Origin of the sequence: Sphingobium sp. B2D3A (assembly GCF_025961795.1) — a bacterium.
Taxonomy (GTDB): Bacteria; Pseudomonadota; Alphaproteobacteria; order Sphingomonadales; family Sphingomonadaceae; genus Sphingobium.
The window spans coordinates 1,639,376-1,662,312 of sequence record NZ_JAOQOI010000001.1; the positions used below are offsets into that span (position 1 = coordinate 1,639,376).

Here is a 22,937-nt window from a genome sequence, read left to right on the forward strand (position 1 = left end):
GGCGAGCGAGGCGCAGCCCGGCCTGCGCTATTTGTCCTCGACGGAAGCCAGTTTTTCCTCGCGCGGCATCAACGCGCATTTGAATTGCGGCCCGCCAGCGTGCGCGCCTAGCGTGAATGAATAGGGCCGGGCCAGCAGGTTGCGGTGTTGAGGAGGGACGACGGTGCGCACAATCAGGAACACTCTCGCAATGGCGGCCATGCTCGCAGCCGGCGCGCTTCTTCCCGCGAGTGCCACAGCCAAGGATGAGGAGAAGCTGGGGCCGATTGCCGTGTACGGCAATATCCAGACTTTCGAGATCGCGCCCGTGCTCCTGGCGGCCAAGACTTTCTATCCCGATGCTGCCACCGTGAAGATGGGCGGCATTCCCAATCTCGTCGGAGAGCCGATCATTGCCGGCTTCGGCGAGGAAGGCGTGGCGGATGTCGCCACGCATGCCGAAACGCAGGCGCTGCGCTACTCGGTCAAGCATCCCAATCTCCGCATCATCCTGCAGGTGACCGAGGGGCAATATCGCATTGTTGCGCGGAAATCGGCGGGGATCGCGACCGTGGCCGATCTCAAGGGCAAGCGCGTCGCGTCGATCCCGCAGACGTCCTCGGGCTATTTCTTTCACAAGATGCTGGCCCAGGCTGGCCTGTCCTATGACGATATCGAGGTCGTCCGCACGCCCGGCCCGCTCAGCGAAATGACGAAGGCGCTCGCCGAGCGGCGCGTCGATGCCGTGATCATCTGGGAGCCGGAGAGCGAGAACAGCGCGCGCGCCTTGGGTAACGACCTGATCGAGTTCAGCGGCGATGGCGTTTATGCCGAGCAGTTCAACCTCAACAGCACAGCTGAAAATCTCGCCGATCCGATCAAGCGCAAGAAGATCGTCCGCTTCGTCCGTGCCGTGATCGATGCGGCGGCGGCGCTCCGCAAGGACCCTGCAGCGGCGCAGGCCCTGGTGGTGGAGCGGGGTGGCCATTCGGTGGAGGAAGTGCAGACGGCGTGGAAGCACCACGCCTTCAACGCTGATTATCCTGCCGACCTGCTCGATATCATGACTGAGGAAGAACAGTGGCTGGCAGAGCGTGACAAGCGGCCAGCACGGTCGCGTGCACAGCTTGCGAGGCTGATCGACCGCAGCGTCTACGAAGAGGCGCTGGCGCTGGAGCCGACGACGTGAGCGAGCCGGGGCGCATGATCCTCTCGCGACGCGCGATCCTGCTCGGGAGTGCGGCCACGCTGCTGGCGGGCTGCGCAACGTCACGGATGGCGTCAGCGGGGGCGGGCAGTGACGCTGCGGATCTGACTGCGTGCCTCGCGGATGTCCGCGCGATCCGCGAGATCAAACGCCTCCAGCATGTTTGGGCGCATTATGCGCAAGCCGGCCAGTGGCCCGACATGGCGCGTCTGTTCGCCGCTGACGGCCTATGGACCGACGGCACGCAATCCGTGACAGGCCGCACACCCATCGAGGCGCATCTGCGCAGCACGATGGGCGGCGACAGTCGCGGACTGCCGGCAGGGCATCTCAATCTGCGCCTGTTCCTCAGCCCGGTGATTACCCTCGCGCCCGACGGCCAGTCCGCGCGCGGACGCTGGCATGAGGTGGCGATGACGGGCGTGGACGGCCAGTCGGCTGGCTGGGCCGGCGGCATTCACGTGATCGATTATGTCCGCGTCTCCGGCGACGCTGGCGGCATGGGTGGCTGGGCGATTGCGCGGATGCACTATCACCCGCAATTTGCCGGCCCTTATGACAAGGGCTGGACGCATGTTGCGCCCAGCGTGCCGATGGTGCCGTTCCACTATACGCCAGATCAGGCCGGTAATCCGTGGGGCGCTAAGCGTGCCGCACCGAGCCCGCTGCCGGTCCGCGAGATCGCAGGGCAGGCCGATCTGCTGGTCTCGCAGGGGCTGGTGCAGAATCTTCAGGCCGCGTTCGGCTTCTACCTCGACCGCAAGATGGACGACGATATCGTTGATCTGTTCACCGAGGACGCGTTTGTCGACATTGCCGGCACCGGGCAGTTTGTGGGCCATGCCGGCGTCCGCCGTGCGCTCGCGCTGTTCGGCGAGGCCGGTCTGAAGACCGGCGAATTGAACGACCGTCCCCAGCTCATGCCGGTCGTGACGATGGATGCGGGCGGACGTAGCGCCACGGTGCGCAATATCGAGATCGGGATGACCGGTCAGCATGGCGGTGAGACCTATTGGTCGGCGACGATTCAGGATTTCACCTGCGCGCGCGGAGACGATGGCCGCTGGCGTATCACGGCGCTGCGCCGCGTGCCGGTGATGCGCGCGGCTTATGCAAAAGGCTGGCAGACGCCGCTTGCGGCTGGCTTGCCGAGCGTGGCTGCGGCGAGACCGGACCGGCCCTCGCAACTGGCCGACGCCTCCTATCCCGGCCATCGACCCGCAATGGCGCGCTTTGCCGATGCGCTCGCGCCTGCGCCATCCTTTGCCAGCACCGGAGACGCAGCGACACTGCTCGCCCGCGCGGCCGCCTTCGATGGCGCGGAAAACATCGCCGATGCCTATGGCTATTATATCGACGAGTTCCGCTGGGACGACACGGCCGATCTCTTCGCGACCGACGGCTGGAAAGAGCTCTCCTATATCGGCACCTATGTCGGGCGGGAGCGTGTGCGGGGGTCGCTGTTCGGGCGCTATGGCAATGCCGGGCGCTCGGCGGCGTTCATGGCCATCCACCAGAAGACGCAGCCCTATGTGACCGTTTCGGAAGACGGGATGCGCGCCAATATCCGCCTGCGCTTGTTCCAGTTCAACAGCGCCGCCAAGGGGCAGGGGTCGTGGATTTCGGGCATCTACGAGAATCAGGCGGTGCTCGAAAACGGCGTCTGGCGCATTCACGGCATGGATCTCGATTATGTCTGGCTCGCCGATTACGCCGGCGGTTGGGCCGCGATCGTGCCGGGCGCCAGCGAGCGCTATCGCCCCAAGCCCGAGGATGTTGCCAAGAACCCGCCGGATGGCCCGCTGCGCGGCGTCACCTTCGCGCCTTATCCCGCCATCGCCCCGATGGGCTTCCATTTCGCCAATCCGGTGAGCGGCCGCGCTCCCGAGACCTTCCTGCACTGGTCGGACGGCCGCCGCGCCGCCGCCACGGAGTAATTCATGTACGAATCCGACGATCCCCGTTCCCGCCTCTCGACTGCCGCAGCCGGGGGAGCCGCGCCGGCCAGCGCCTTCGGGGCCTCCACTTACGCCCGCTTCTATGAAGAAGCCCCACAGGAGACGGCGCCCGGCCTCAAGACCTGGCTCACGCGTGGGCAGAATTTCGTCGTCGCTTACTCGCAGGCGGAAGAAGGTGCGGTGTTCGAGCGAGCCGGCCAGATCGACGAATATGTCCTGCTGCTGCCGGATGCCCAGAGCGCGCTGACCATCGAGATCGACGGCGTGGCGCACGAGATTGCCGGCAACAGCATCAACTTCGTGCCGCCGGGCGATAGCCGCATCACGGTCCGCTCGGCTGGCCAGATCGTCCGGCTGTTTTCGCTGGAGGCGCAAGATCTGCTTGCGCGGGTCGTCAATCCGCAGGCCTATGCCGGGCCGCATCCGCAGATTCCGCCGTTCCAGCCGTGGCCAGATCCGGTCGATGGGTTCAAGCTGCGCAGCTACAGCCTGGACGTGCCCGACGAGCCGGGGCGCTTCGGCAAGATCTGGCGATGCACCACCTTCATGGTCAACGTCTTCCCGCCGCAGGGGCCGCGCGATGTGACCAAGCTCTCGCCGCATCATCACGATGATTTCGAGCAGTGCTCCCTGGCGCTGCAGGGCGACTATATGCACCATCTGCGCTGGCCATGGACGGCTAACCAGCATGACTGGCGCGACGACGAGCATGAGCGCTGCGGCGCGCCGTCGGTGTGCGTCATTCCGCCCCGCGTCATCCACACCTCCGCGCCGTCCGCGCCCGGTCGTAACGTGCTGGTCGATATCTTCTCGCCCCCGCGTGCCGATTTCTCGGACATGCCCGGCTGGGTGCTGAACGCGGATGAGTATCCGCGCGCGCAATGATGCAGTCGAGGAGGGGGACGAGATGACATCCTTGACCGATGACGCGGTGCGCAATCCTATCATCGATTGCCATGCCCACATCTTTTCGGCGGACATGCCCGTCACCAGCGGCGCGTGGATCACGCCGGACTATGCCTTTACGGCGGATGACCTGCTGGCGCGGATGGACGCGCATGGCATCCATTTCGCGGTGATTTCGGCGCTCAGCATTTCGGGCAGCTACAATGACTATCTGATTTCCGAACTGCGCCGCCATAAAAGGCTGCGCGGCACTGCCATCGTCCCGCCGGGCACGGATTTCTACGTGCTGGAGCGGATGCGCGACGATGGCATCATCGGCATCCGGTTGCAGCTCGCCCGCGCCGAATATCATGCCGATTATCGCAGCGACGAATATCGGCTGCTGTTCCGCCGCGCCCGCGATCTTGGCTGGCATGTCCATGTCGCCATCGAGGGACAGAACCTGCCGCCGGTGCTCGATGCGCTGGTGGAGAGCGGGGTCGACATCGTGATCGACCATTTCGGCCATCCCGATCCGCAGGCGCCGCTCGATTGCGTCGGCTTCCGCGCGATGCTCGATGCGGTCGACAAGGGACATACCTGGGTCAAGCTCTCTGGCGGCTTCCGCCTGCCGGGGCCGGAAGCGTGGCGGGACGACCCCGATGGCGATCTCGAAAGCCTCGCCCAGCATGTCGCGGAACATCTGGTGGCGCGCGTCGGCACCGATCGCCTGCTGTGGGGCAGTGACGCGCCCTTCGTCGGCTACGAACGCCGCATCGGCTACGAGCAGGTGCTGGCCAGCTACCGCCGCTGGGTGCCCAATCCGGCCCAGCGCGCCCAGATTTGCCGGACTGCACTCAAGCTCTATTTTTCCTGATTGGAGACCATGATGACCAACACCCAGCTTTCCCGTCGCGGCTTCATCGGTGCGAGCGGCGGCGCCATCGTCGGCGCGGCCATGGTGCCCGCCGCTCTTCAGGCCGCCGAAGTGCCAGTGCTCCATGCCGATGGCATCCATGATGATACCGATGCGCTGGAGGCGCTGTTCGCCGGTCGGCAGGTGCGGGTCGCGCAGAAGGACGTCGTGGCGCGCTACGAAAACGGCACCGTCCGACTGATCAACGGCCGTTACCTCATGAGCCGGCCCGTGCGCGCGCATGGCGATGCCGCGGTCTATACCGGTCACTGCACCTTCCGCATCGGAGAGGGACCGGCGCTGCCTTATCCGGAACTGCAGCAGTTCGCGTGATGAACGCGGGTTCGTAAACGGCATATGCCGGGCAAGGCGTCGTTCAGTGCCGCATCCGGCAAGATTGGATGATGGAGCCCCTCTAGTGCTCCCCCCGAGGCCAGACATGGCTGCACCAATTCGGGAGGGGATGAGATGAAGAGGACTTTCGGCAAGCTTTCAGCGTCCGCGCTGGCGCTGTGTATAGCGCAGACCGGCCATGCGCAGGTCTCTGAGGCGGACGGCGTTTCCGAGCGTGGCACCGGGATCGCGGACATTGTCGTCACGGCGACCCGTCGCGCGACCAACCTGCAGGATACGCCGATTGCCATCTCGGCGCTGCCGGCAGACGCGCTGATGGAGCAGGGGCTGACCAACGTCGCCGAAATGTCGCGGGTCGTTCCCAACGTCTCCTTCGAGAAGTCGCAGGCGGCATTCGGCCCCGGCATGAGCGCCTTCATCCGGGGCATCGGCTCGAGCGAGACCAATCTGTCGGGCGAGGCGGGCGTCGCCTTCTATATCGACGATGTCTATTATCCGCTGGTCTTCGGCTCCATGTTCGATCTGCTCGATCTGGAGCGGGTCGAGGTGCTGCGCGGCCCGCAAGGCACGCTGTTCGGCCGCAACTCGCTGGCCGGCGCCGTCAACCTCACTACCCGCCGCCCGGTGCTGGGCGAAGCTTCGGGCTATGGCGAGTTCACAGTCGGCAGCTATGACCGCCGCGAGATGCGCGTCGGTATCAATCTGCCGCTCGGATCGACCATGTCGCTCTCTGTCTCCGGTCTGGTCAAGAAGATGACTGGCTACCAGCGGCAGCTCGATTTCCGCTGCGAAATGATCCGCCGGGGCACGCCTCAGCTGGCCGGGCTGTTCCCGACTGCGGATGCCGGCCTGCTCAACAATTCCGACATCAATCCGCCCAAGGATTGCACCATCGGCCATCTGGGTGGTGAGGATGTGCAGGCCATCCGTGGCCAGATCTACTGGGAGCCCACGCCGCGCCTCAAGATCACCGCCGCGCTGGATTATCTCCAGGACAATTCAGAGGCGGCCATGGATAGCGTCGTCGCCATCAATCCGGCCGTCGCAGCCGGCCGCTCCGCGGTCTCGACGCTGTTCAACCGCTGGACGGCACCGGGCGGCCCGACCTTTGCTTATGATAGCCGTTTCATCACCGGCGACCCTTACACAACCTTCGCGACCTTTGCCGATCCAATCGCTGCCGGCACGGCCATTCCCGGCAACACATTCTACAATGGCTCGCCCTTCCGCGGCGGCATTACGCACCCCAGCAACGTTCCGCAGACGAACTGGGGCGGCAATGCGCGGATCGAGTATGAGATCAGCGACAATATCGATGTTGTCGGCATCGTCGGCTATCGCCGCTACGATGGCGTCTTCGGGTTCGATGTCGATGGTTCGCCCGTCGCCATGGAAAACAATCGCAACGATGTGTTCCAGGACGACTGGACCGGCGAAATCCGCCTGATCGGCAAGACCGGCTGGGCCGATTGGGTCGTCGGCGCCTTCTATTATTGGGCGGATGGCGAACAGCGCTTCTCCGGCACGTCGCCGTTCAACAACACGCAGCGTTACCTGTGGAGCCGTTACACGCCGGAGAGCAAGGCGGTCTTCGCCAACGCCACGCTGCGGCCCTTCGGCGATCGCTTTGGCCTGACGCTCGGTGGGCGTTTCTCCAAGGACAAGAAGGGTGTCGATTATCGCAGCGTGCTGGATGGCACGACGGCCACCTCGACGCAGTTCACCATCTCGCCCACCGGCCAGACCGTCTTCAACTTCGACATCAAGGATGAGCGGTTCGACTGGAAGGTCGGCGCGGATTACAAGCTGAGCGAGCGCACGATGATCTACGCGTCCGTGGCCACCGGCGCGCGGCTGCCGGGCTTCAATGCCCGTCCGCTGCAGCCGAGCCAGGTCGCGCAATATCCGGGTGACGAAACCCAGTCGTACGAACTGGGCGTGAAGACCGATCTGTTCGACCGCATGCTGCGGATCAACGCTGCGGCCTTCTATACGGACTACAAGACGCGGCCGACAAGCGTCTCCGGTCAGGAGTATCAGCTCGGGGCGAACGATCAGCCTTTGCCGGGCGGATTCATAGAGATTCCAAATCCGGTCAATGCCGAATTCACGACCTGCCGTCCGTTGACGCAAGCGGAGATCAACGCCGGGACCCCGGGCTATGCCTGCGTCGGTCGCACCTTCTACCAGAACACGCCGGGCAAGGTGAAAGGCTTCGAGTTGGAGCTGGATTTCCGTCCGGTCGAGGGCTTGGCGGTCGGCGGCTCAATCGGCTACCACAAATTCTCGTCGGCCGATCTTGATGCCCGCCCGGCCGGCCAGAACCGGCGCCCGGTGGCGATCCCGGAGCTCAAGGCCAATGCCGGCATCCAGTATGAGTTCGATGCGCCGGCTCTGCAGGGCACGGTCACGCCGCGTGTCGACTGGTTCTACACCGGCAGCCAGGTCTACAGCCCGGACCGTGTAGAGTATAATCAGGACGGCTATTCGCTGGTCAACGCTCGCCTGACCTACGCGAACAAGGAGTATGATTTCTCCATCGCAGCGGGCGTCACCAACGTCTTCAAGCAGTTCTACTGGCGCAACTACTTCATCTACCAGGCCATCGGCTATCCGCAGATCAACGGCCAGCCGGGCGCCCCGCGTGAGTGGTATCTCACCCTGAACAAGCGGTTCTGACCGGAAGGCGGGCGCTGGCCCGCCACCGACCATCAAGCATAGGCGAGAGGAACAAGGTACATGCAGATCATCGACGGTCAGATCCACGAACCCCATATCGGCGGCGGTATGCGCGCCGCCAAGCCCGAAGGCGAGACGATCACGCCGCAGCTTGAAGAGTTCATCAACGTCGAGCTGGCGCGCGAGGCGATCGATTGCGTCGGCGTCGACAAGGCGATTATCTATGCGGGCCGGGCCTTTAATGAAGCCGCGGTGCGCTACTATCCGGACCGGTTCGGAGCGGTCGAAGTGTTCGACCATGCGGCGCCGGACCTGGAGCAGCAGATGGCAGCTTTCAAGAAGAAGCCGGGGATGCTCGCCACGCGCGTGCTGTTCACCAATTACGGGCAGGTCTGGCGCAAGCCGGGCGCGCAGATCGCGGTCAGTCCGCTGGTTAAGCAGGGCGCGTTCGACCGCTATTTCGCTTATGGCGCCAAGTATAAGATCCCGATGTTCGTCGGTGCCCATGAGTTCGGTCACGAGGCCGCGATCTATGCCGAGCGTCACCCGGACATGACGATCATCATCGATCACTACGGGGTCACCCAGTCGATGATCGCGCCGCCCAAGGATCGCTGGGCGAACCTTCCCAAGCTGCTCGACATGGCGCGCTATCCCAATGTCTATGTGAAGCTGTGCGGGATGCCGATCATCTCCAAGGAGGCCTATCCCTATCACGACATCTGGCCATACATTCACAAGATCCTGCACGCCTTCGGCCCGGAACGGTGCCTGTGGGCGAGCGACATGACCCGGCAGCGCTGGGGCACGGAAACGCCGCCGGGTCCCAATGGCTTCCCGCTCCGCAAGGACTGGAAGCCCTATGCGGACGCGCTCTACAGCCTTCTCCACACCAATGAGATTTCGCAGAGTGACAAGGAGTGGATTTTGGGCGGCACGATTAAGCGCGCGCTCAACTGGGCGTAAGAGCACCGCAGCACACCGATGACATCGGAGCCGGGCGATGCCGTCGTCCGGCTCTGTTTGTGCCGAATTCGGCATAAGCTGGATCACTTGGAGATAAGAAGCGGCCCGTTGCGCAATGCGATGGTCCGCATGAGGTCGCGCCCGGCAAAGGTCGTGCGCGCAAAATATACATAATGGGGAGGCCGTACGAATGACTTTGAAAGTGAAAGGACGCGGGGGCGCGTCGCATCTGCTGTGGGCGGCACTGCCGGCGGCGGCGTTGCTGTCAATGCCGGTTCAGGCGCAGGACAGCAGCGGGGCGGAGAGCGCGAGCGAGCAATCCATCGTCGTCACGGGCACGCGGATCCGCAACAACGCCTTTAACGAGCCGACGCCCGCCACGGTGTTCGGCATCGAGCAGACTGAGAAGCTGGGCATCGTGAATGCCGGCGATATCGTCGAGCTTATCCCGCAGAACACGGCGTTCCAGTCGGACGCAACCGCCGGCATCACCGCGGGCGCGAATGTCGGCGCTTCCTATGCGAACCTGCGCGGGCTCAACCCGGATTCCGGCACGCGCACGCTCACGCTGGTCAATTCCCGCCGCTTCGTGCCGACATCGGATGGCGGTGCGGTTGATCTCAACCTCATTCCCACCGCGATGATCAAGCGCGTGGAGACGGTGACGGGCGGCGCATCGGCGGCTTATGGGTCGGATGCGATTGCCGGTGTCGTCAACCTGATCCTCGATACCGAGCTCGAGGGGCTGCGCGGGCAGGTCGATTATGGCCAGACCTTCCGGGGGGATGGCAAGGGGCATCATGGATCGCTCGTCTATGGCACACGCGTCGGCAGCCGCGGCCATATCGTCATCGGCGGCGAATATGAGAAGAAGGACGGCATCGGCGATTGCTCGCTTTCGCGCGACTGGTGTGCGGAAAGCTACGACGTCTTCGTGAATGCCAATAATGTGCTGGCCAACGGCTCGCTCTCGGGCTTCGATCGTCCCGGCACGCCGGGCTATGGTCTGCCCAACTTCATCATCGGCCCCAATTCCAAGCAGGCGTTTAACGATGCGCGCGGCGTGGTTCGCAACCGTGCGCCCGCCGCGCCGGCGGCGCGCAACATCCGCTTCAATGACGACGGCACCGGCATCGTGCAGTTCGATCCGGGCACATACGTCCAATCGTCGCAGACCGGTCCGCGCCAGGGCGGTGACGGCGAATCGACCTATGCAGATTCCGACATCCAGACGCCGGTCGAGCGCTTCGTCGGCTATCTCTCCGGCAAATACGACCTGTCGGACACGGTCGAAGCCTATACCGAAGTCACCTACGCGCATCGCTCCGCCTCCAACAGCGGCGTGACAGCCGGGCCGCGCTCGACCTATTTCGTCCAACCGGATAATGCCTTCCTCCCGGCCTCGCTCAAGACGCTGCTAGCCGGCACCCAGTTCAGCCTCGGCAAGGATGTTGATGCGCAGATCCCGGCGCTCAACTCCGTCACCGCAGATGTCTGGCGCGCGGTGTTTGGCGTCACCGGCGAGATCGGTGGCGGTTGGAACTGGGACGTCTATTATCAGTACGGCCGCAACAAGCGGCACCAGTCGGCCCGCTATTCGCGCGTGAACACCGAGTTCCAATATGGGCTGGACGCCGTGGTCAATCCGGCGACCAACCAGATCGTCTGCCGGGAACTGCTCAAGGCCAATCCCAATCCGCGCGCGCAGGGCTGCGTACCGATGAACCTGTTTGGTCTCGATAATCTCAGCCAGGCGGCCATCGACTACGCCTACCGCCCGGTGGTGGAGGACTTCCTTTATACCCAGCATGTCGCTGCCGCCTCAATCAGCGGCTCGCTGTTCGATGGCTTTGGCGCCGGGCCGGTCGGCGCAGCCACGGGTGTGGAATATCGCAAGGAAAAGGGCGATGTGACCCATGGCGATATCCCCAATTACACCGACTACGCCTTCACCTTTGGCCTCGATTATGGCGGCACCATAGAGGTTCTCGAAACCTTCGGCGAAGTGAGCGTGCCTCTGCTGGCGAACCATCCGTTCCTTGAGACGCTGGAGCTCAACGGCGCCGTACGCTGGACGCGCAACAAGGCGTCGGATGCGTTCACCAGCGAGGAGAAGACGACCGAGGCGGTGAGCTACAAGCTCAGCGGCATCTGGGAAATCGGCGGCGGTGTGCGCCTGCGCGGCTCTCGCTCGCGCGACATCCGCGCTGCGGGCTTCCGCGAGCTGTTCCAGCGGCAGGTGGCAACGGAGGAAGGCTCATCGCAGGGCATCGTCGACAATCCGAACATCGCGGGCGTGGGCAATGACGATCCGACCCCGATCCTGAATGGCGGCAGCTTCGCGCTGACGCCGGAAAAGGCGGATACGACAACGGCGGGCATCGTGTTCCGCCCAAGCTTCATCCCGGGTCTGCGCATGTCGGTCGACTGGTATCAGATCGCGATCGAGGATGCTGTCAGCCGGCTCGGCGGCCAGCAGATCGTCGATTTCTGCGATCAGTTCGACATCTTCTGTGACCGCATCACCTTCGTCTCGCCGACGAACATCTCGTACATCGATGCCCGCCAGGTGAACCTCGGCAGCATGACCGTGCGTGGCCTCGATTTCGAGTTCGACTATACGCTGCGCCTGTCCGACCTTTCGGCCGATTGGGGCGGGGCGCTCAACCTGCGCGTGCTGGCCAACCACCAATATGACTTCAAGGTGCAGGCCGATCCGACGACGCCGGTGATCGATTATGCCGGGCAGACCGGGCCGGTGAGCAGCGGCGGCAACTTCAACCCCGCGCCCTCGTGGATCGTCAACGCGTTCCTGAGCTATGACAGCGGGCCGTTCAACGCCACGGTGAGCATGCGCCGGATCAGCTCGGGCATCTACAATGTCGAGCGGGTTGGGCCGGAAGATGAAGGCTACGACCCGACGCTGCGCAATAGCATCAACACCAACCGCGTGAAGGGAGCGAGCTATTTCGGCCTCGCCATGTCCTATGCGATCCCAGTCGGAAATGGTGGGAACAGCATCGAGGTGTTCGGTGCGATCGACAATATCTTCGACAAGAAGCCGCCGATTGCGCCGGGTGGCGGCGGCCTGGGTGGCTCCAACTATCCGACCAACCCGGTCTATTTCGACACCTTCGGGGCGCGTTTCCGGACCGGCGTGCGGGTCAAATTCTGATCTGACGTCAGCGCTGCAGATGCCAGCCGGGCTTCCGAAAGGAGGCCCGGCTTTCCTCTGTCGAAATGCCCACCCGGCCATTCAGGCCGGGCGGGCACCCAAAATCGATGGAGTTTGAAGGGAGGCCGAAGCTCTGGCTCAGAAGCCGACGGCGTCGCCGCCCTTGAGGCCGAGCAACGCGCGGGCCTCGGCAGGTGTCGCAATCTCGCGGCCCAGGGCTTCGATCACGAGGCGGATACGCTCCACCTGCTGCGCGTTGGAGGTGGCGAGTTCGCCCTTGCCGATGAAAAGGCTGTCTTCCAGCCCGACCCGAACATTGCCCCCGAGCAGCGCGCTCTGGGTGCAGAAGGCGAGCTGATGCCGGCCTGCCGCGAAGGCGGATAACACATAGTTCTCGCCGAACAGGCTGTCGGCAATCGTCACCATATGCGCCAGATTGCGTGGGTCGGCGCCGATGCCGCCCAGGATGCCGAACACGCCCTGGATAAGGAAGGGCGGGTCGATCAGGCCCCGGTCCGCGAAATGGGCGAGCGTGTAGAGATGGCCGATATCATAGCATTCAAACTCGAAGCGCGTGCCGAATTCCCGGCCGACTTCCAGCATGATGCGCTCGATATAGGCATTGTCATTGTACATGATCCGCCCGCGCGCGCCTTCGACATAGGGCTGCTCCCAGTCGTGCTGCCACTGGGTGACCCGCTTGGCCGCGCCGGAGAAATCGAAGATCAGCGGCCCCATGTTGAGCGAGCACAGCTCGGGCCGGGCCTGCTTGGCGCCTTCCAGCCGGTCATCCAGCGACATGGTGGCGCTGCCGCCAGTGGAGATATTCACCACCGCGTCCGTCGCCTGCCGGATGCGGGGCAGGAAGGCCATGAAATCCGCCGCGCGGGGGCTGGGGCTGCCGTCTGCCGGGTTACGGGCATGCAGGTGCAGGATCGCCGCGCCGGCCTCGGCCGCGCCAATGGCGGCCTCCGCAATCTCGTCCGCGCTCACCGGTAGATGCGGCGACATGGAGGGCGTGTGGATCGAGCCGGTCGGCGCGCATGTGATGATGACCTTGGCGTGTTTGCGCATAAGCGGGTCTAAAGTCCTGCGTGACAGAGATATTTGAGGTTTTGATATTCGGCGAGGCCGTGGTGCGAGCCCTCGCGCCCGAGGCCCGACTGCTTGACGCCGCCAAAGGGCGCATAAGGCGTCGAGATGAGGCCGGTGTTGATGCCGACGATGCCGCTCTCCAGATCCCGGCCCACGCGGGCAATCGTCGCCGGATCGCTGGAGCAGAGATAGGCGGCGAGGCCAAATGGCGTATCGTTCGCCAGCCGCACGCCGTCCTCCACGCTGGCAAAGCCGATGACGCCGGCCAGCGGCCCGAAGGTCTCTTCGCGGGTCAGCAGCGCATCCGATGCAACGTCGCCAATCAGCGTCGGCACCGCGATGCGCCCGCCCGGCGATGCGCCCCCGGCAATCAGACGTCCGCCATGGCGCAGCGCATCCTCGCGATGCTCGTCGATCTTGGCAATGGCGCGATCGTCGATCATCGGGCCCACATCGATGCCGTCTTCAAAGCCGTCGCCGGCCTTCATCGTCGCGACCTTGCTACCAAACGCGTCGAGAAAGCGGTCGCGGATGCCATTCTGCACATAGATGCGGTTCGCCGCGACGCAGCTCTGGCCGCCATTACGGAACTTGGCGACCATCGCCGTTTCGACTGCGGTGTCGAGGTCGGCATCATCGAAGATGAGCAGCGGCGCATTGCCGCCCAGTTCGAGGCCGAGCCGCTTGATCGTCGGGGCGCAGGCTTCCGCCAGCATCGCGCCCACCGGGGTCGAGCCGGTGAAGGAGAGTTTGCGGACGATCGGCGATCCGGTCATCACCGGGCCGATAGTCTTGGAATTGCCGGTGACGACGCTGAAAACGCCCGCCGGCACGCCTGCTTCTTCACCCAGCTTGGCAAAGGCCAGTGCCGTGAGCGGCGTCAGCTCGGCCGGCTTGGCGACGATGGTGCAGCCGGCCGCCAGCGCCGGCCCGACCTTGCGCGTGAGCATGGCGAGCGGGAAGTTCCATGGCGTGATCGCCACGCACACGCCGATCGGCTCGCGCTCGACCATCAGGCGGCGGCCGGTCACCGGGGCGGGGATGATCTCGCCCACCGAGCGGGCCGCCTCATCGGCGTAGAATTCGAGGAAGCCGGCGCCATAGTCGACCTCGGCGCGCGATTCCTTGAGCGCCTTCCCATTCTCAAGCGTGATGAGCCGGGCAAAGTCCTCCTTGTGCTGGATGACCAGCTCATACCAGCGCCGCAGGATCGCGCCGCGCTCCTTGGCAGGCCGCCGCGCCCATTGCGGGAAGGCGCGGTTCGCGGCATCGATGGCCTCAGACACTTGCGCTTCGCTGACGCGCGGCACCTGTCCCACGGTCTTGAGCGTATAGGGATCGTCGACGGCGATGGGGTCGCCGCTGCCATCCACCCATTCACCGGCCACATAGGCCTTGGAAAGCAGAAGATCCTTCTCGTCGAGTTCGCCGCGCTGTCTGCTCATGGGCCTGCTCACTTTGCTTCTTGATCGTCCAGGTTCGGATTTGTGATGGGGGTATCACTCTCGAACAAATGCACGAACCGGCGATAGGTGCACAGCCAGCGCCCGGCGGCGCCGCGAACATAGCGGTCGGTCGCCAGCGAGATCGTCACCGGCGGATGGGTGGGGAGGGGACGCACGCCATCGGCGGCATAGAGGAACAGGTAATTGGTCGCTTCCGCGCTGTCCGGCCCGGTGAACCATGCTCGGAAGTTGGTGAAGGCATGGACCGCGAGCCGCTCGCCGCGTTCGGCGCGCCAATCGTAGAATTGCTGGATTTTCGCGCGGCCGTTATAGGAGGCGAACTGGCCGTGGAAGACGGCGTCCTCGGTATAATAATCCGAGGCCTTGCGCCCCTTGTTGGTATCGATCTCGTGCCAATACTCGGTCAGCTGCAGCGACAATATCTGGTTCAGATCAAGCACTTCCCTAGCAACCATTGCGTCTTCCGTCCTCCATGTCTCGCCTGTCGGCGTGGAGACCGGGCTGACATAGAGGTTGCGTCGCCGCTTGCCCGGGCGGGCAGGATGACTTGCTCAGGAAGGCGCCCGCGCGGCTGGTCAGTTCGAGCCAGCGCGCCGGTAATCGCGCGGCGCCATGCCGAAATGTTCGTGGAAGGTGCGGGTGAAATGCGCCGCGCTGTTGAACCCCCAGGCAAAGGCGATCTCGGTCAGCGTATGGCCGGCCCAGGCGGGGTTGCGCAGCTGCTTGCCGCACTCCTCCAGCCGCCGCCGCACGATGTAGCTCGACGCCTTCTCCCCGCGCGAGGCGAAGAGCGTGCGCAGGTAGCGCGGCGAGATGCGCAGCCCCTCGGCGACGCGTGCGGGCGTCAGTTCCGGGTCGCGCAGATTGTCCTCGATGTAGCGAATGACTTCGCTCTGTCGGCCGAGCATCACCGCCGAGCCTTCCGGCTGCTCGTCAAAGCCCATCGCATAGGCCGTGGAGAGCATTTCCAGCACGTGGCGGGCGAAACGGCCATCATGATCGGAATGGAAGCCGCTCTGCACCTGCGTGTTCAGATTTTCGAGCATGGCGGACATGACCGCGGTCAGCCCCACCTCGTGATCGAGCTTGAGGCCGCAGAAGCGCTCGGGCGTCGGCAGGTGCTTCTTGATGAGGCCGGCATCCACGCGCAGCATGATGATCATCGAATTGTCACCGAGCGTGAAGCTGTGCGGCGCCGCGCTGTCGCACAGCACGAAATCACCCTGATCGAGCTGGGCCTGATGCCCGCAATGGTCGAGCACGCTGTTGCCGCGCGCCTGCATCAGGAAGGAATAAAGACGTGGCGCGCCGGGGCGGATGTGGTTGCGCGTCCGCTCGATATGGCTGCGGTTGGCCGCGATGCTGGCGAGCTGGATCGGCCCGAAATGGCTGAGGCTGAGCCGCGCGGCAAACTCATGCCGGTCCGCGGGCGTGAAGTTCACGCGATTGAGCTGCTGCGAATAGAGCTTTGTCCATGCCGCCGCGCGCGTCGATATGGGGAAGGCTTCAGTGCTGTAGGATTCCATGCTTATCCTCTCCGCGTGCCCTCTGTCCTTCTATCGAGGCGTCCCGGCCGCTTTCCTTCAGGGTCAACCATTTCAAGGCGCTTTGCAAGTTTCCCATCGTCACACGCCGCCGGAAACGGCGAGGTTCGCGCCATTCACAAAAGAGGCGTCGGGCGAGAGCAGGTAACGGACCGCCTGCGCGATCTCGTCCGCCTGGGCTGCGCGCTGCATCGGCACGCGGGCGGCGCCGGCGGCCAGCCGCTCGGCGCTCAGCATGTCCGTGGCGACCGGGCCGGGGGAGACGCAGTTGACGCGAATGCCATCGCCGCCGACTTCCCGCGCCAGTCCGGTCATCAGGCTGTCGAGCCCGCCTTTGGATGCGGCATACCAGACATATTCCCCGGCTGACCCATAAGCGGTCGCCCGCGACGAGATGAAGACGATGCCGCCGCCCGCACCGCCGCGCGAGAGGGCCATGCACCGCACGGCCTCACGCGCGGCCAGCATCGCGCCGGTGAGATTGACCGCCATGACGCGCTCGAGGGTTTCCGCCGAGACCTCCGCCAGGGGAGAGGCCTGGCCGGTGATCCCGGCGGAATAGACGAGCGCGCCGATCGGGCCCAGCGCCTGTGCTTGGTCGAACAGCGCAATCAGATCGGCTTCGCGCGCGCTGTCTGCCTGCACCGCGTGGGCCTGACCGCCGGCAGTGGTGACGCTCGCTGCGACGGCCTGCGCCGACGCTGTGTCCCGCGCATAGCTGAACACGACATGGTAGCCGGACGTCGCGAGCAGCCGGACGATGGCGGCGCCGATGCCGCGGCTGCCGCCGATGACGATCGCGATGGGCTGCTGGCTCATGGAGCGGTTGCCTTTGCCTCAATGGGTTGGGGGGCTTCGTCCCGACCGAAGTCATCCAGTGACTGCAGCGCGCGGCCGGCGGTCTCGGGCAGCATCAGCGTTGCGATGAGGGCGCACAGGATGCCGCCCATTCCGACGATGGCCATCGCCGCGCCCAGCGGGATGATGGTGGCCACTAAAGGCACCGTCATGATGAACAGAGCGCTCGCGGCACGGCCGAAATTATAAGCAAAGGCCTGGCCGGTGCCGCGCAGTTCGGTCGGGAACAATTCGGTGAAATAGGGGCCGAAGCTTGCATAGATGCCGAACTGGAAGAAGCCGTAGACGATGCCGAACGGCACGAGGAACCAGACATTCCCGCCCCATGGCCCGAACAGATAGATGGCGGCGGAGATCACGAAGCCGAGGCCGAACAGCCGGAAGGCGTTGCGGCGCCCGACAAAGTCGCTGATCGCGGCGTTGAACAGAAAACCGAAGAAGCCGCCGACGCTGTTGAACATCACGCACAGCCCGGCCATCGCGATGCCGATACCGCGCTCATTGGCGAGGAACACCGTCAGATAGCTGCTCACCGCATAGCCCGCGCCCTGCGCACCGACGGCCAGCAGCGATGCCAAGATGGTGATGCGGACGACCTTGGGCCGGAAGATGCTGGTGAGGCTGGTGCGCTGCCCGGTTTCCTGGGCGCGCTGCTGGGCCTGTTTGAACAGGTCGGAATCGTCGGACCCACGCCGGATGAAGAAGATCAAGGCGGCCGGAATGATGCCGACGAAGAAGGCGAGGCGCCAGCCGATCTCGGGATCGAAGGCGGAGGCGAAAGGTCCGGCGATCAACGCGGCCAGACCGGAGCCGACTGCCGCGCCGCTGTGCAGCGTGCCCAGCGCCTTGCCGCGATGCTTGGGTGAGACGATTTCGCCGAGCAGCACCGCGCCCACCGCCCATTCCGCCCCGAAGCCGATGCCCTGCAACACGCGCAGCACGAGCAGTTGCTCGAAATTCTGGGCAAAGCCGGAGGCGAAGGAGAAGAAGGAGAACCACAGGATAGTGAGCTGCAGGATGCGGGCGCGGCCATAGCGGTCGCACAACCAGCCGCCGATCCAGCCGCCGATCGCCGCCGCGAAATAATTGGCGCTGGCGATGGTCCCGGCCTCGGTCAGCGAGATGCCAAGGCCGACGATGAGCAGCGGGATGAGATACTGATAGACCAGCCCATCCGCGCTATCCATCGCCCAGCCGGCGCTGCACGTCCAGAACACGCGGCGGGTTTTGCGGTCCGCGCCGCGATACCAGGAGAAGAGGTCGGCTTTCATGGGGTGTCGGTCCTATAGCGCAGCTTCGTAGATGGCGCGCGCATCGGATTCGGTGACCTCGCGCGGATTTCTGATGAGCAGTCGTTGCACGGTCATGGCGGCGGCGGCCATCTTGGGCACCGCGTTGGCGCCGATGCCGAAGGCGGACAAGTGCCGCTCGACGCCGATGGCAGCGGAAAGGTGCTCGATCTGCGCGATGCCGGCCAGCGCGTCCGCCTCGTCATTGCCGGTCCGCGCCACGCCTAGGGCGGCAGCGACCTCAGCATAGCGAGCGGGGGCGGCGGGCAGGGTGAAGCGCAGCACATGCGGCAGCAGCAGCGAGTTGGCGACGCCGTGGGGGATGTGGAATTCGCCGCCGAGCGGATAGGCCAGAGCGTGCACTGCCGCGGTGTTGACCGGCCCAAGGCACATGCCGCCAAGATGCGCCGCACGCAGCATGGCATCGCGCGCCTCCAGATCGGTGCCGTCCATGCAGGCCCGTTCGAGATGCCCGGCGATCAGGCGGATGCCTTCGAGCGCCCAGGCATCGACGACGGGATGGGCAAAGCGGTTGGCATAGGCCTCGATGCAATGCGTAAGCGCATCCAGCCCGGTCGCGGCCGTGACGGCGCGGGGCATGGAGACGGTGAGTTCGGCATCCAGATAGGCGAAATCCGGCACCAGATGATCGCTGACCACGCCCTTCTTCAGTTCCGCCGCCACGTCTTCCAGAATGGCGATGGGGGTGACTTCGCTGCCGGTGCCGGCGGTGGTTGGGATGCAGGCGAGCGGAATGGCGCGACCTTGGAGAAGGCCTGTGCCGATGACGTCATCGATGCTCTGCGCGCCATCCATCAGCGCGGCGACGAGTTTGGCGACGTCCATCGCACTGCCGCCGCCCAGTCCGATGATGAAGCCGGCTTGGCTCTCGCGCGCCGTCGCCATGGCAGCCTCGAAATCAGCGAAGGTCGGCTCGCCGGCGATGGCGTCGAAAATCGTGGCGGCGCAGCGGGCTTTGGCCAGTTCGGAGGCGAGTGCTTCGCTGAGCGCACGCAGGGGGCTGCCGGAGACGATCAGCGCGCTTTCGGCGCCGGACGCGACGACATCGGTTGCGCAGGCCGGCAGAAGACCGGCACCGATGCGCACCGCGCGGACATTGCGCAGGCTCAAAAGCTGTTCAGATTGCAAGGCTCACCTCTCCATCCCATCCCGTCTCTCTCTCGGTAGCGCGCGGCGTGCTGTCTTGATCTAGGCGGCAATATGCTTTGCCGCGCTCGTATCGGCACTTGGTGGCGGAGCCAAAGGGCGAAAGGGGCAGGGCTCCGCGCGAGCCGCGGGCTGACGAAGCGCGCCCGGCAGCGGTGCTAACCTCGCCGCGCCTTTTCGACTCCGAAATGGAGGCAATTGATGGAATGCCGGGGGCGGACTGGGTTAGCGTCTCCCGCTTGATCGACAGGAAGGAACCCATGCCACGCTCCGGCACCTTGCAGGGCATAAGACCGGTGCCGCACCGCGCCATTGCAAGCCGCCCAATGACGTGTCCCCGTTGACCGTGGAGGGGCGGGGTGACGGAGCCAGATCGATCCGGCCAAGCGCGCCGTCATCGTGCGGCCCGACTGATTCAGGAAGCTGCAGACCGAATCGAGGCCGCGCGCCATCTGCTTGAGATGGAGCAGGAGGTTGCGGAAGGGGCTGGTGCGAGGCCCTTTGCCGACGGCGCGTTGCCGGTTGGGCTGCTCAGCCACGCGAACGAGCCTATGGCGGTTGCCCATCTGAATGCGGCCCTGGCACTGCGGGGCCATATCTGTGCGCGCCTGCTCCTGCGTCTGATTGCCGAGCCTGACCGGCTGATCCCGCTCGATGAACTTGCGTTGCTCCTGGATCGCGGTGCGATGTCGCGTGCGGCGATCAAGGTTCACATCTCGACGCTGCGGGCTGCGCTCAACGAAAAAGGCCTCGCCGGATCGGCGATCGAGACAGGCCGCCGCAGCTATGCCTTTCGCGCGGCAATGCTGCCGGCGCTGTCCAACATCCTCGAAGCGTGCCGTTTTGGTGCTGATTCCGGCAGGAACGAATCAAAACGGGACAGATGAGGTGGGACCCCATCGCATCGCTCCATCGGCCCGTCCTTTAGCGGTTGACTTCCCGTGATCACGGCGCACAAAGTGAAGCTCGCATAACATAATGTTACCTTAGAAAGCCAAAAAGGCTTCTAAAATTGCAGGGTCGCACCAGATGACAATCGACTTCAAGACATGACGGACCGCCGCTGACTGCCACGCGTTTGAGAATGATGTTGAGGCAGGGATAGGTGAGGCGACACGGGTTCAGCGTGAACCCCGCGAATATCCCAGGGACGGATCGTGATGTTCGATACAGCCAATAAGTCGCGCCCACCGGGCGTGGACGACGATGCGCGCGCTTGTCTGCCGGATGACCCGGTGATCGAGCGGGCGCGGCGTTTGCAGGCCCTCATGGGCCAGCGCAGTGCCCTCTTTCCAGAGCCGGTGATGGCCGATGGCGCCATGGCGGCCATGCTGACGCTGTTCCTTGCCCAGAGCGAGGGGCGGACGGTCTCCCGGGCATCGTTGAACGGCGCGCAGGATCTGTGCAGCGATCCGCAAGACGAGGTGGTTGCATCGCTGATCAAGGCAGGTCTGGTCCGCGCCGGGTCGGCGGGAGCGGGCGGGCCTGCTGTCGGGGAAGACGGTGCGCTCACCCTGACCCCGATGGGATCGGCGCGAATGCGTAATTATCTCGGCGACCATCGCGGTATTGGACAATGAGCGGTCAACCCGACCACCTCACGGGTCTTATTCCCGCCGCTCGGCCCGGTCTTCCCGGCCAGTGAGCGCGGCTGGTGACGGTAGGCTCCTCCTGTCTGGTGGTTACGGGACATGCGCCGGCAGGGGCGGTGGTCTATCCGCCGCCTCTTCTCACAGCGGCGGCGCATCTTTCGCGCGCGGGGTGTTTCCCGCGCGGCGAGGGTAGTGCGATGCCGAATCGAAAGTTTTTTGACGTGCCCAATATCGTGCAACGCGACGCCGCAGCCCGGCCGGACCCGCCGGCTGATCCTCGCACCGCGGAGGCCTCGAGCGTTCTGCGGGCCAAGGCCGGCCGCATGCATATGCTCGGCCGTCTGCGCAGCAAGCATTTCTACACGCCCGTCATGGCCGATCGCGCCATGGACGTGATGCTCTCTCTTTTCGTCGGTGAACTGCAGTCCAGTCCGGTGAGCGACACGGCCCTGGCCGTGGGCAACATGCTCAGCCCGGCTGAGGCCGCTGCAGTGATCGATAAACTGGTCCAAGCGGGGCTGGCCGTCGTTGCGGGTGAAGAACCCGAGCGGCGGACGGTCGGGCTAACGCCCCTCGGGTCCGCGAGGATGCGGAGTTATGTCAGCGACCACCCGGACGTCTGACAGCTTCGCAGGTCGACGACCGGCCTGAACCGTGTGCCGCCATCCCCCACGCTGGCGTGCGCATTCCCCGGTTCGGGTCGGGCGTCGACCGTTTTCTGCTCCGCAAGGTGCAGGCCGCGTCGCCGCTTCCCACCTCCCACACAGAGAGCGGCGGCGCGGTTTGCGGGCAGTGCGCTCGCATGGGAAAAGAGGGGCAAGCGCCCATTCAGCCGCTCTCGTTCAGCGTCGGTTCAACGGGCCGGTCCTTGTTTCGCGTGCCATGCATCATCTGTCTTCTGCCCGTGGCGCAAAGCGCTCATCATTCGCTTGGCGCGGTCCGGTTGCTCGGTTAAGAGGCTGCGCATGACCGTTACACCGCTGCGTCGTGGCCGGCTGATTGCCGCCAGCCTGATCTCACTCGCCTTGCTGGCCGGCTGCGCGCGCAGTTCGAACCGCGTTGATACGCGCTATGTCGCGCGCGACGTTAGCACGCTGTATCTGGCGGGCCAGCAGCGGCTCGACAATGGTCGCTTTGCCGAGGCCGCCGTGCTGTTCGACGAGGTGGAGCGCCAGCATCCTTATTCGCCTTGGGCTCGCCGCGCGCAGCTGATGAGCTCGTTCAGCTATTATGCCGCGCGCAATTATCGCCAGTCGATCCAGTCGGCCCAGCGCTTCCTTTCGATCCATCCGGGCAACCGCGACGCGGCCTATGCCTATTATCTGATCGCCTTATGCTATTATGAGCAGATCAGCGATGTTACGCGCGACCAGAAGCTGACGCTTCAGGCCCGCGATGCGTTGAACGAGCTGGTCCGCCGCTACCCCGATTCGCGCTACGCGTCGGACGCCCGGCTCAAGCTCGATCTGGTGAACGACCATCTCGCCGGCAAGGAAATGGAAGTCGGCCGCTTCTACCAGCGCCGCCGCGAATGGATCGCCGCCGCGATGCGCTTCCGGCAGGTCGTCGACAATTACCAGCAAACCAGCCACACCGCGGAGGCGCTGCACCGTCTGGTCGAGAGCTATCTGGCGCTCGGCATGCCGGAAGAAGCCAAGCGGGCCGCTGCCGTGCTGCAGACCAACTATCCCGATTCGGACTGGTATCAGCGCTCCTACCGCCTGATGACGCAGCACGCTCCGAGCGCCTGATCTCTTTCCGGCGCGTTGCGCTGGCGAAGGCGGGTGACAGCATGAGGGCAATGGAT

The 22,937-nt window shown here is 64.7% G+C and carries 20 protein-coding genes; 12 read left to right on the forward strand and 8 right to left on the reverse strand.

The genetic code is table 11. From position 1 onward, the window contains the following. Positions 1 to 27: 27 nt before the first annotated feature. Positions 28 to 201 (reverse strand): hypothetical protein, encoded by a 174-nt coding sequence (locus tag M2337_RS07595; RefSeq protein ID WP_264569726.1) that lies wholly within the window; start codon positions 199 to 201, stop codon positions 28 to 30. Here M2337_RS07595 and M2337_RS07600 point away from each other — a divergent pair. The 8 genes from M2337_RS07600 to M2337_RS07635 all read left to right on the forward strand — a co-directional run bounded on the left by M2337_RS07600 (position 191) and on the right by M2337_RS07635 (position 12,119). Beyond that, positions 191 to 1,168, forward strand: coding sequence for an ABC transporter substrate-binding protein (locus M2337_RS07600; protein ID WP_264569727.1), 978 nt, complete (start codon positions 191 to 193; stop codon positions 1,166 to 1,168). The two genes, M2337_RS07595 and M2337_RS07600, sit on opposite strands and share 11 nt — an antisense overlap. Continuing rightward, positions 1,165 to 3,123, forward strand: coding sequence for a nuclear transport factor 2 family protein (locus M2337_RS07605; RefSeq protein WP_264569728.1), 1,959 nt, complete (start codon positions 1,165 to 1,167; stop codon positions 3,121 to 3,123). The genes M2337_RS07600 and M2337_RS07605 overlap by 4 nt, the downstream gene beginning before the upstream one ends. A gap of 3 nt (positions 3,124 to 3,126) precedes the next feature. Continuing rightward, entirely contained in the window at positions 3,127 to 4,029 is a 903-nt protein-coding gene (locus M2337_RS07610) for a hypothetical protein (protein ID WP_264569729.1), read from the forward strand. 22 nt (positions 4,030 to 4,051) lie between these two features. Continuing rightward, positions 4,052 to 4,906, forward strand: coding sequence for an amidohydrolase family protein (locus M2337_RS07615; RefSeq protein WP_181559003.1), 855 nt, complete (start codon positions 4,052 to 4,054; stop codon positions 4,904 to 4,906). 9 nt (positions 4,907 to 4,915) lie between these two features. Next, complete coding sequence (locus M2337_RS07620; protein WP_264569730.1) at positions 4,916 to 5,278, forward strand: twin-arginine translocation signal domain-containing protein; 363 nt, start codon at positions 4,916 to 4,918, stop codon at positions 5,276 to 5,278. 135 nt (positions 5,279 to 5,413) lie between these two features. Then, the gene (locus tag M2337_RS07625) at positions 5,414 to 7,978 is read left to right on the forward strand and encodes a TonB-dependent receptor (protein ID WP_264569731.1); all 2,565 of its coding nucleotides are present in this window, start codon (positions 5,414 to 5,416) and stop codon (positions 7,976 to 7,978) included. Positions 7,979 to 8,038: 60 nt separating this feature from the next. Next, complete coding sequence (locus M2337_RS07630) at positions 8,039 to 8,944, forward strand: amidohydrolase family protein (RefSeq protein WP_181559006.1); 906 nt, start codon at positions 8,039 to 8,041, stop codon at positions 8,942 to 8,944. A gap of 190 nt (positions 8,945 to 9,134) precedes the next feature. Next, positions 9,135 to 12,119 carry a TonB-dependent receptor plug domain-containing protein gene (locus M2337_RS07635; protein WP_264569732.1) on the forward strand — a complete coding sequence of 995 codons (2,985 nt, stop codon included), beginning with the start codon at positions 9,135 to 9,137 and terminating at the stop codon, positions 12,117 to 12,119. Between the two features lie 138 nt (positions 12,120 to 12,257). Here the strand turns inward: M2337_RS07635 and M2337_RS07640 are convergent, their stop codons facing one another. The 7 genes from M2337_RS07640 to M2337_RS07670 all read right to left on the reverse strand — a co-directional run bounded on the left by M2337_RS07640 (position 12,258) and on the right by M2337_RS07670 (position 19,520). Continuing rightward, the gene (locus tag M2337_RS07640) at positions 12,258 to 13,193 is read right to left on the reverse strand and encodes a 3-keto-5-aminohexanoate cleavage protein (RefSeq protein WP_264569733.1); all 936 of its coding nucleotides are present in this window, start codon (positions 13,191 to 13,193) and stop codon (positions 12,258 to 12,260) included. 8 nt (positions 13,194 to 13,201) lie between these two features. Continuing rightward, positions 13,202 to 14,659, reverse strand: a complete 1,458-nt coding sequence (locus tag M2337_RS07645) for an NAD-dependent succinate-semialdehyde dehydrogenase (RefSeq protein ID WP_264569734.1) — start codon at positions 14,657 to 14,659, stop codon at positions 13,202 to 13,204. Between the two features lie 8 nt (positions 14,660 to 14,667). Next, the gene (locus tag M2337_RS07650; protein ID WP_264569735.1) at positions 14,668 to 15,135 is read right to left on the reverse strand and encodes a nuclear transport factor 2 family protein; all 468 of its coding nucleotides are present in this window, start codon (positions 15,133 to 15,135) and stop codon (positions 14,668 to 14,670) included. Between the two features lie 120 nt (positions 15,136 to 15,255). After that, entirely contained in the window at positions 15,256 to 16,206 is a 951-nt protein-coding gene (locus M2337_RS07655) for a helix-turn-helix domain-containing protein (protein ID WP_181559011.1), read from the reverse strand. 99 nt (positions 16,207 to 16,305) lie between these two features. Next, entirely contained in the window at positions 16,306 to 17,043 is a 738-nt protein-coding gene (locus tag M2337_RS07660) for an SDR family NAD(P)-dependent oxidoreductase (protein WP_264569736.1), read from the reverse strand. Next, the gene (locus M2337_RS07665; protein WP_264569737.1) at positions 17,040 to 18,353 is read right to left on the reverse strand and encodes an MFS transporter; all 1,314 of its coding nucleotides are present in this window, start codon (positions 18,351 to 18,353) and stop codon (positions 17,040 to 17,042) included. Before M2337_RS07665 ends, M2337_RS07660 begins: the two co-directional genes overlap by 4 nt. 12 nt (positions 18,354 to 18,365) lie before the next feature. Next, positions 18,366 to 19,520, reverse strand: coding sequence for an iron-containing alcohol dehydrogenase (locus tag M2337_RS07670; RefSeq protein WP_264569738.1), 1,155 nt, complete (start codon positions 19,518 to 19,520; stop codon positions 18,366 to 18,368). Between the two features lie 377 nt (positions 19,521 to 19,897). On the opposite strand from M2337_RS07670, the gene M2337_RS07675 reads away from it, so the two are divergent. The 4 genes from M2337_RS07675 (at position 19,898) to M2337_RS07690 (ending at position 22,881) form a co-directional block, all read left to right on the forward strand. Beyond that, entirely contained in the window at positions 19,898 to 20,425 is a 528-nt protein-coding gene (locus M2337_RS07675; protein ID WP_264569739.1) for a helix-turn-helix domain-containing protein, read from the forward strand. Between the two features lie 273 nt (positions 20,426 to 20,698). Then, positions 20,699 to 21,118 (forward strand): hypothetical protein, encoded by a 420-nt coding sequence (locus M2337_RS07680; protein ID WP_264569740.1) that lies wholly within the window; start codon positions 20,699 to 20,701, stop codon positions 21,116 to 21,118. Positions 21,119 to 21,327: 209 nt separating this feature from the next. After that, a complete protein-coding gene (locus M2337_RS07685; RefSeq protein WP_264569741.1) occupies positions 21,328 to 21,753 on the forward strand; it encodes a hypothetical protein in 426 nt (141 codons plus the stop codon). Between the two features lie 342 nt (positions 21,754 to 22,095). Beyond that, positions 22,096 to 22,881 carry an outer membrane protein assembly factor BamD gene (locus M2337_RS07690; RefSeq protein WP_181559017.1) on the forward strand — a complete coding sequence of 262 codons (786 nt, stop codon included), beginning with the start codon at positions 22,096 to 22,098 and terminating at the stop codon, positions 22,879 to 22,881. Positions 22,882 to 22,937 lie beyond the last annotated feature (56 nt).

Excerpts from the sequence above, each read along its gene's own strand:
- M2337_RS07600 (WP_264569727.1), top strand. The coding sequence starts at position 191 with ATGGCGGCCATGCTCGCAGCCGGCGCGCTTCTTCCCGCGAGTGCCACA.
- M2337_RS07595 (WP_264569726.1), bottom strand. The coding sequence starts at position 201 with ATGGCCGCCATTGCGAGAGTGTTCCTGATTGTGCGCACCGTCGTCCCT.
- M2337_RS07610 (WP_264569729.1), top strand. The coding sequence starts at position 3,127 with ATGTACGAATCCGACGATCCCCGTTCCCGCCTCTCGACTGCCGCAGCC.
- M2337_RS07615 (WP_181559003.1), top strand. The coding sequence starts at position 4,052 with ATGACATCCTTGACCGATGACGCGGTGCGCAATCCTATCATCGATTGC.
- M2337_RS07620 (WP_264569730.1), top strand. The coding sequence starts at position 4,916 with ATGATGACCAACACCCAGCTTTCCCGTCGCGGCTTCATCGGTGCGAGC.
- M2337_RS07625 (WP_264569731.1), top strand. The coding sequence starts at position 5,414 with ATGAAGAGGACTTTCGGCAAGCTTTCAGCGTCCGCGCTGGCGCTGTGT.
- M2337_RS07630 (WP_181559006.1), top strand. The coding sequence starts at position 8,039 with ATGCAGATCATCGACGGTCAGATCCACGAACCCCATATCGGCGGCGGT.
- M2337_RS07635 (WP_264569732.1), top strand. The coding sequence starts at position 9,135 with ATGACTTTGAAAGTGAAAGGACGCGGGGGCGCGTCGCATCTGCTGTGG.
- M2337_RS07640 (WP_264569733.1), bottom strand. The coding sequence starts at position 13,193 with ATGCGCAAACACGCCAAGGTCATCATCACATGCGCGCCGACCGGCTCG.
- M2337_RS07645 (WP_264569734.1), bottom strand. The coding sequence starts at position 14,659 with ATGAGCAGACAGCGCGGCGAACTCGACGAGAAGGATCTTCTGCTTTCC.
- M2337_RS07650 (WP_264569735.1), bottom strand. The coding sequence starts at position 15,135 with ATGGTTGCTAGGGAAGTGCTTGATCTGAACCAGATATTGTCGCTGCAG.
- M2337_RS07655 (WP_181559011.1), bottom strand. The coding sequence starts at position 16,206 with ATGGAATCCTACAGCACTGAAGCCTTCCCCATATCGACGCGCGCGGCG.
- M2337_RS07660 (WP_264569736.1), bottom strand. The coding sequence starts at position 17,043 with ATGAGCCAGCAGCCCATCGCGATCGTCATCGGCGGCAGCCGCGGCATC.
- M2337_RS07665 (WP_264569737.1), bottom strand. The coding sequence starts at position 18,353 with ATGAAAGCCGACCTCTTCTCCTGGTATCGCGGCGCGGACCGCAAAACC.
- M2337_RS07680 (WP_264569740.1), top strand. The coding sequence starts at position 20,699 with ATGTTCGATACAGCCAATAAGTCGCGCCCACCGGGCGTGGACGACGAT.
- M2337_RS07685 (WP_264569741.1), top strand. The coding sequence starts at position 21,328 with ATGCCGAATCGAAAGTTTTTTGACGTGCCCAATATCGTGCAACGCGAC.
- M2337_RS07690 (WP_181559017.1), top strand. The coding sequence starts at position 22,096 with ATGACCGTTACACCGCTGCGTCGTGGCCGGCTGATTGCCGCCAGCCTG.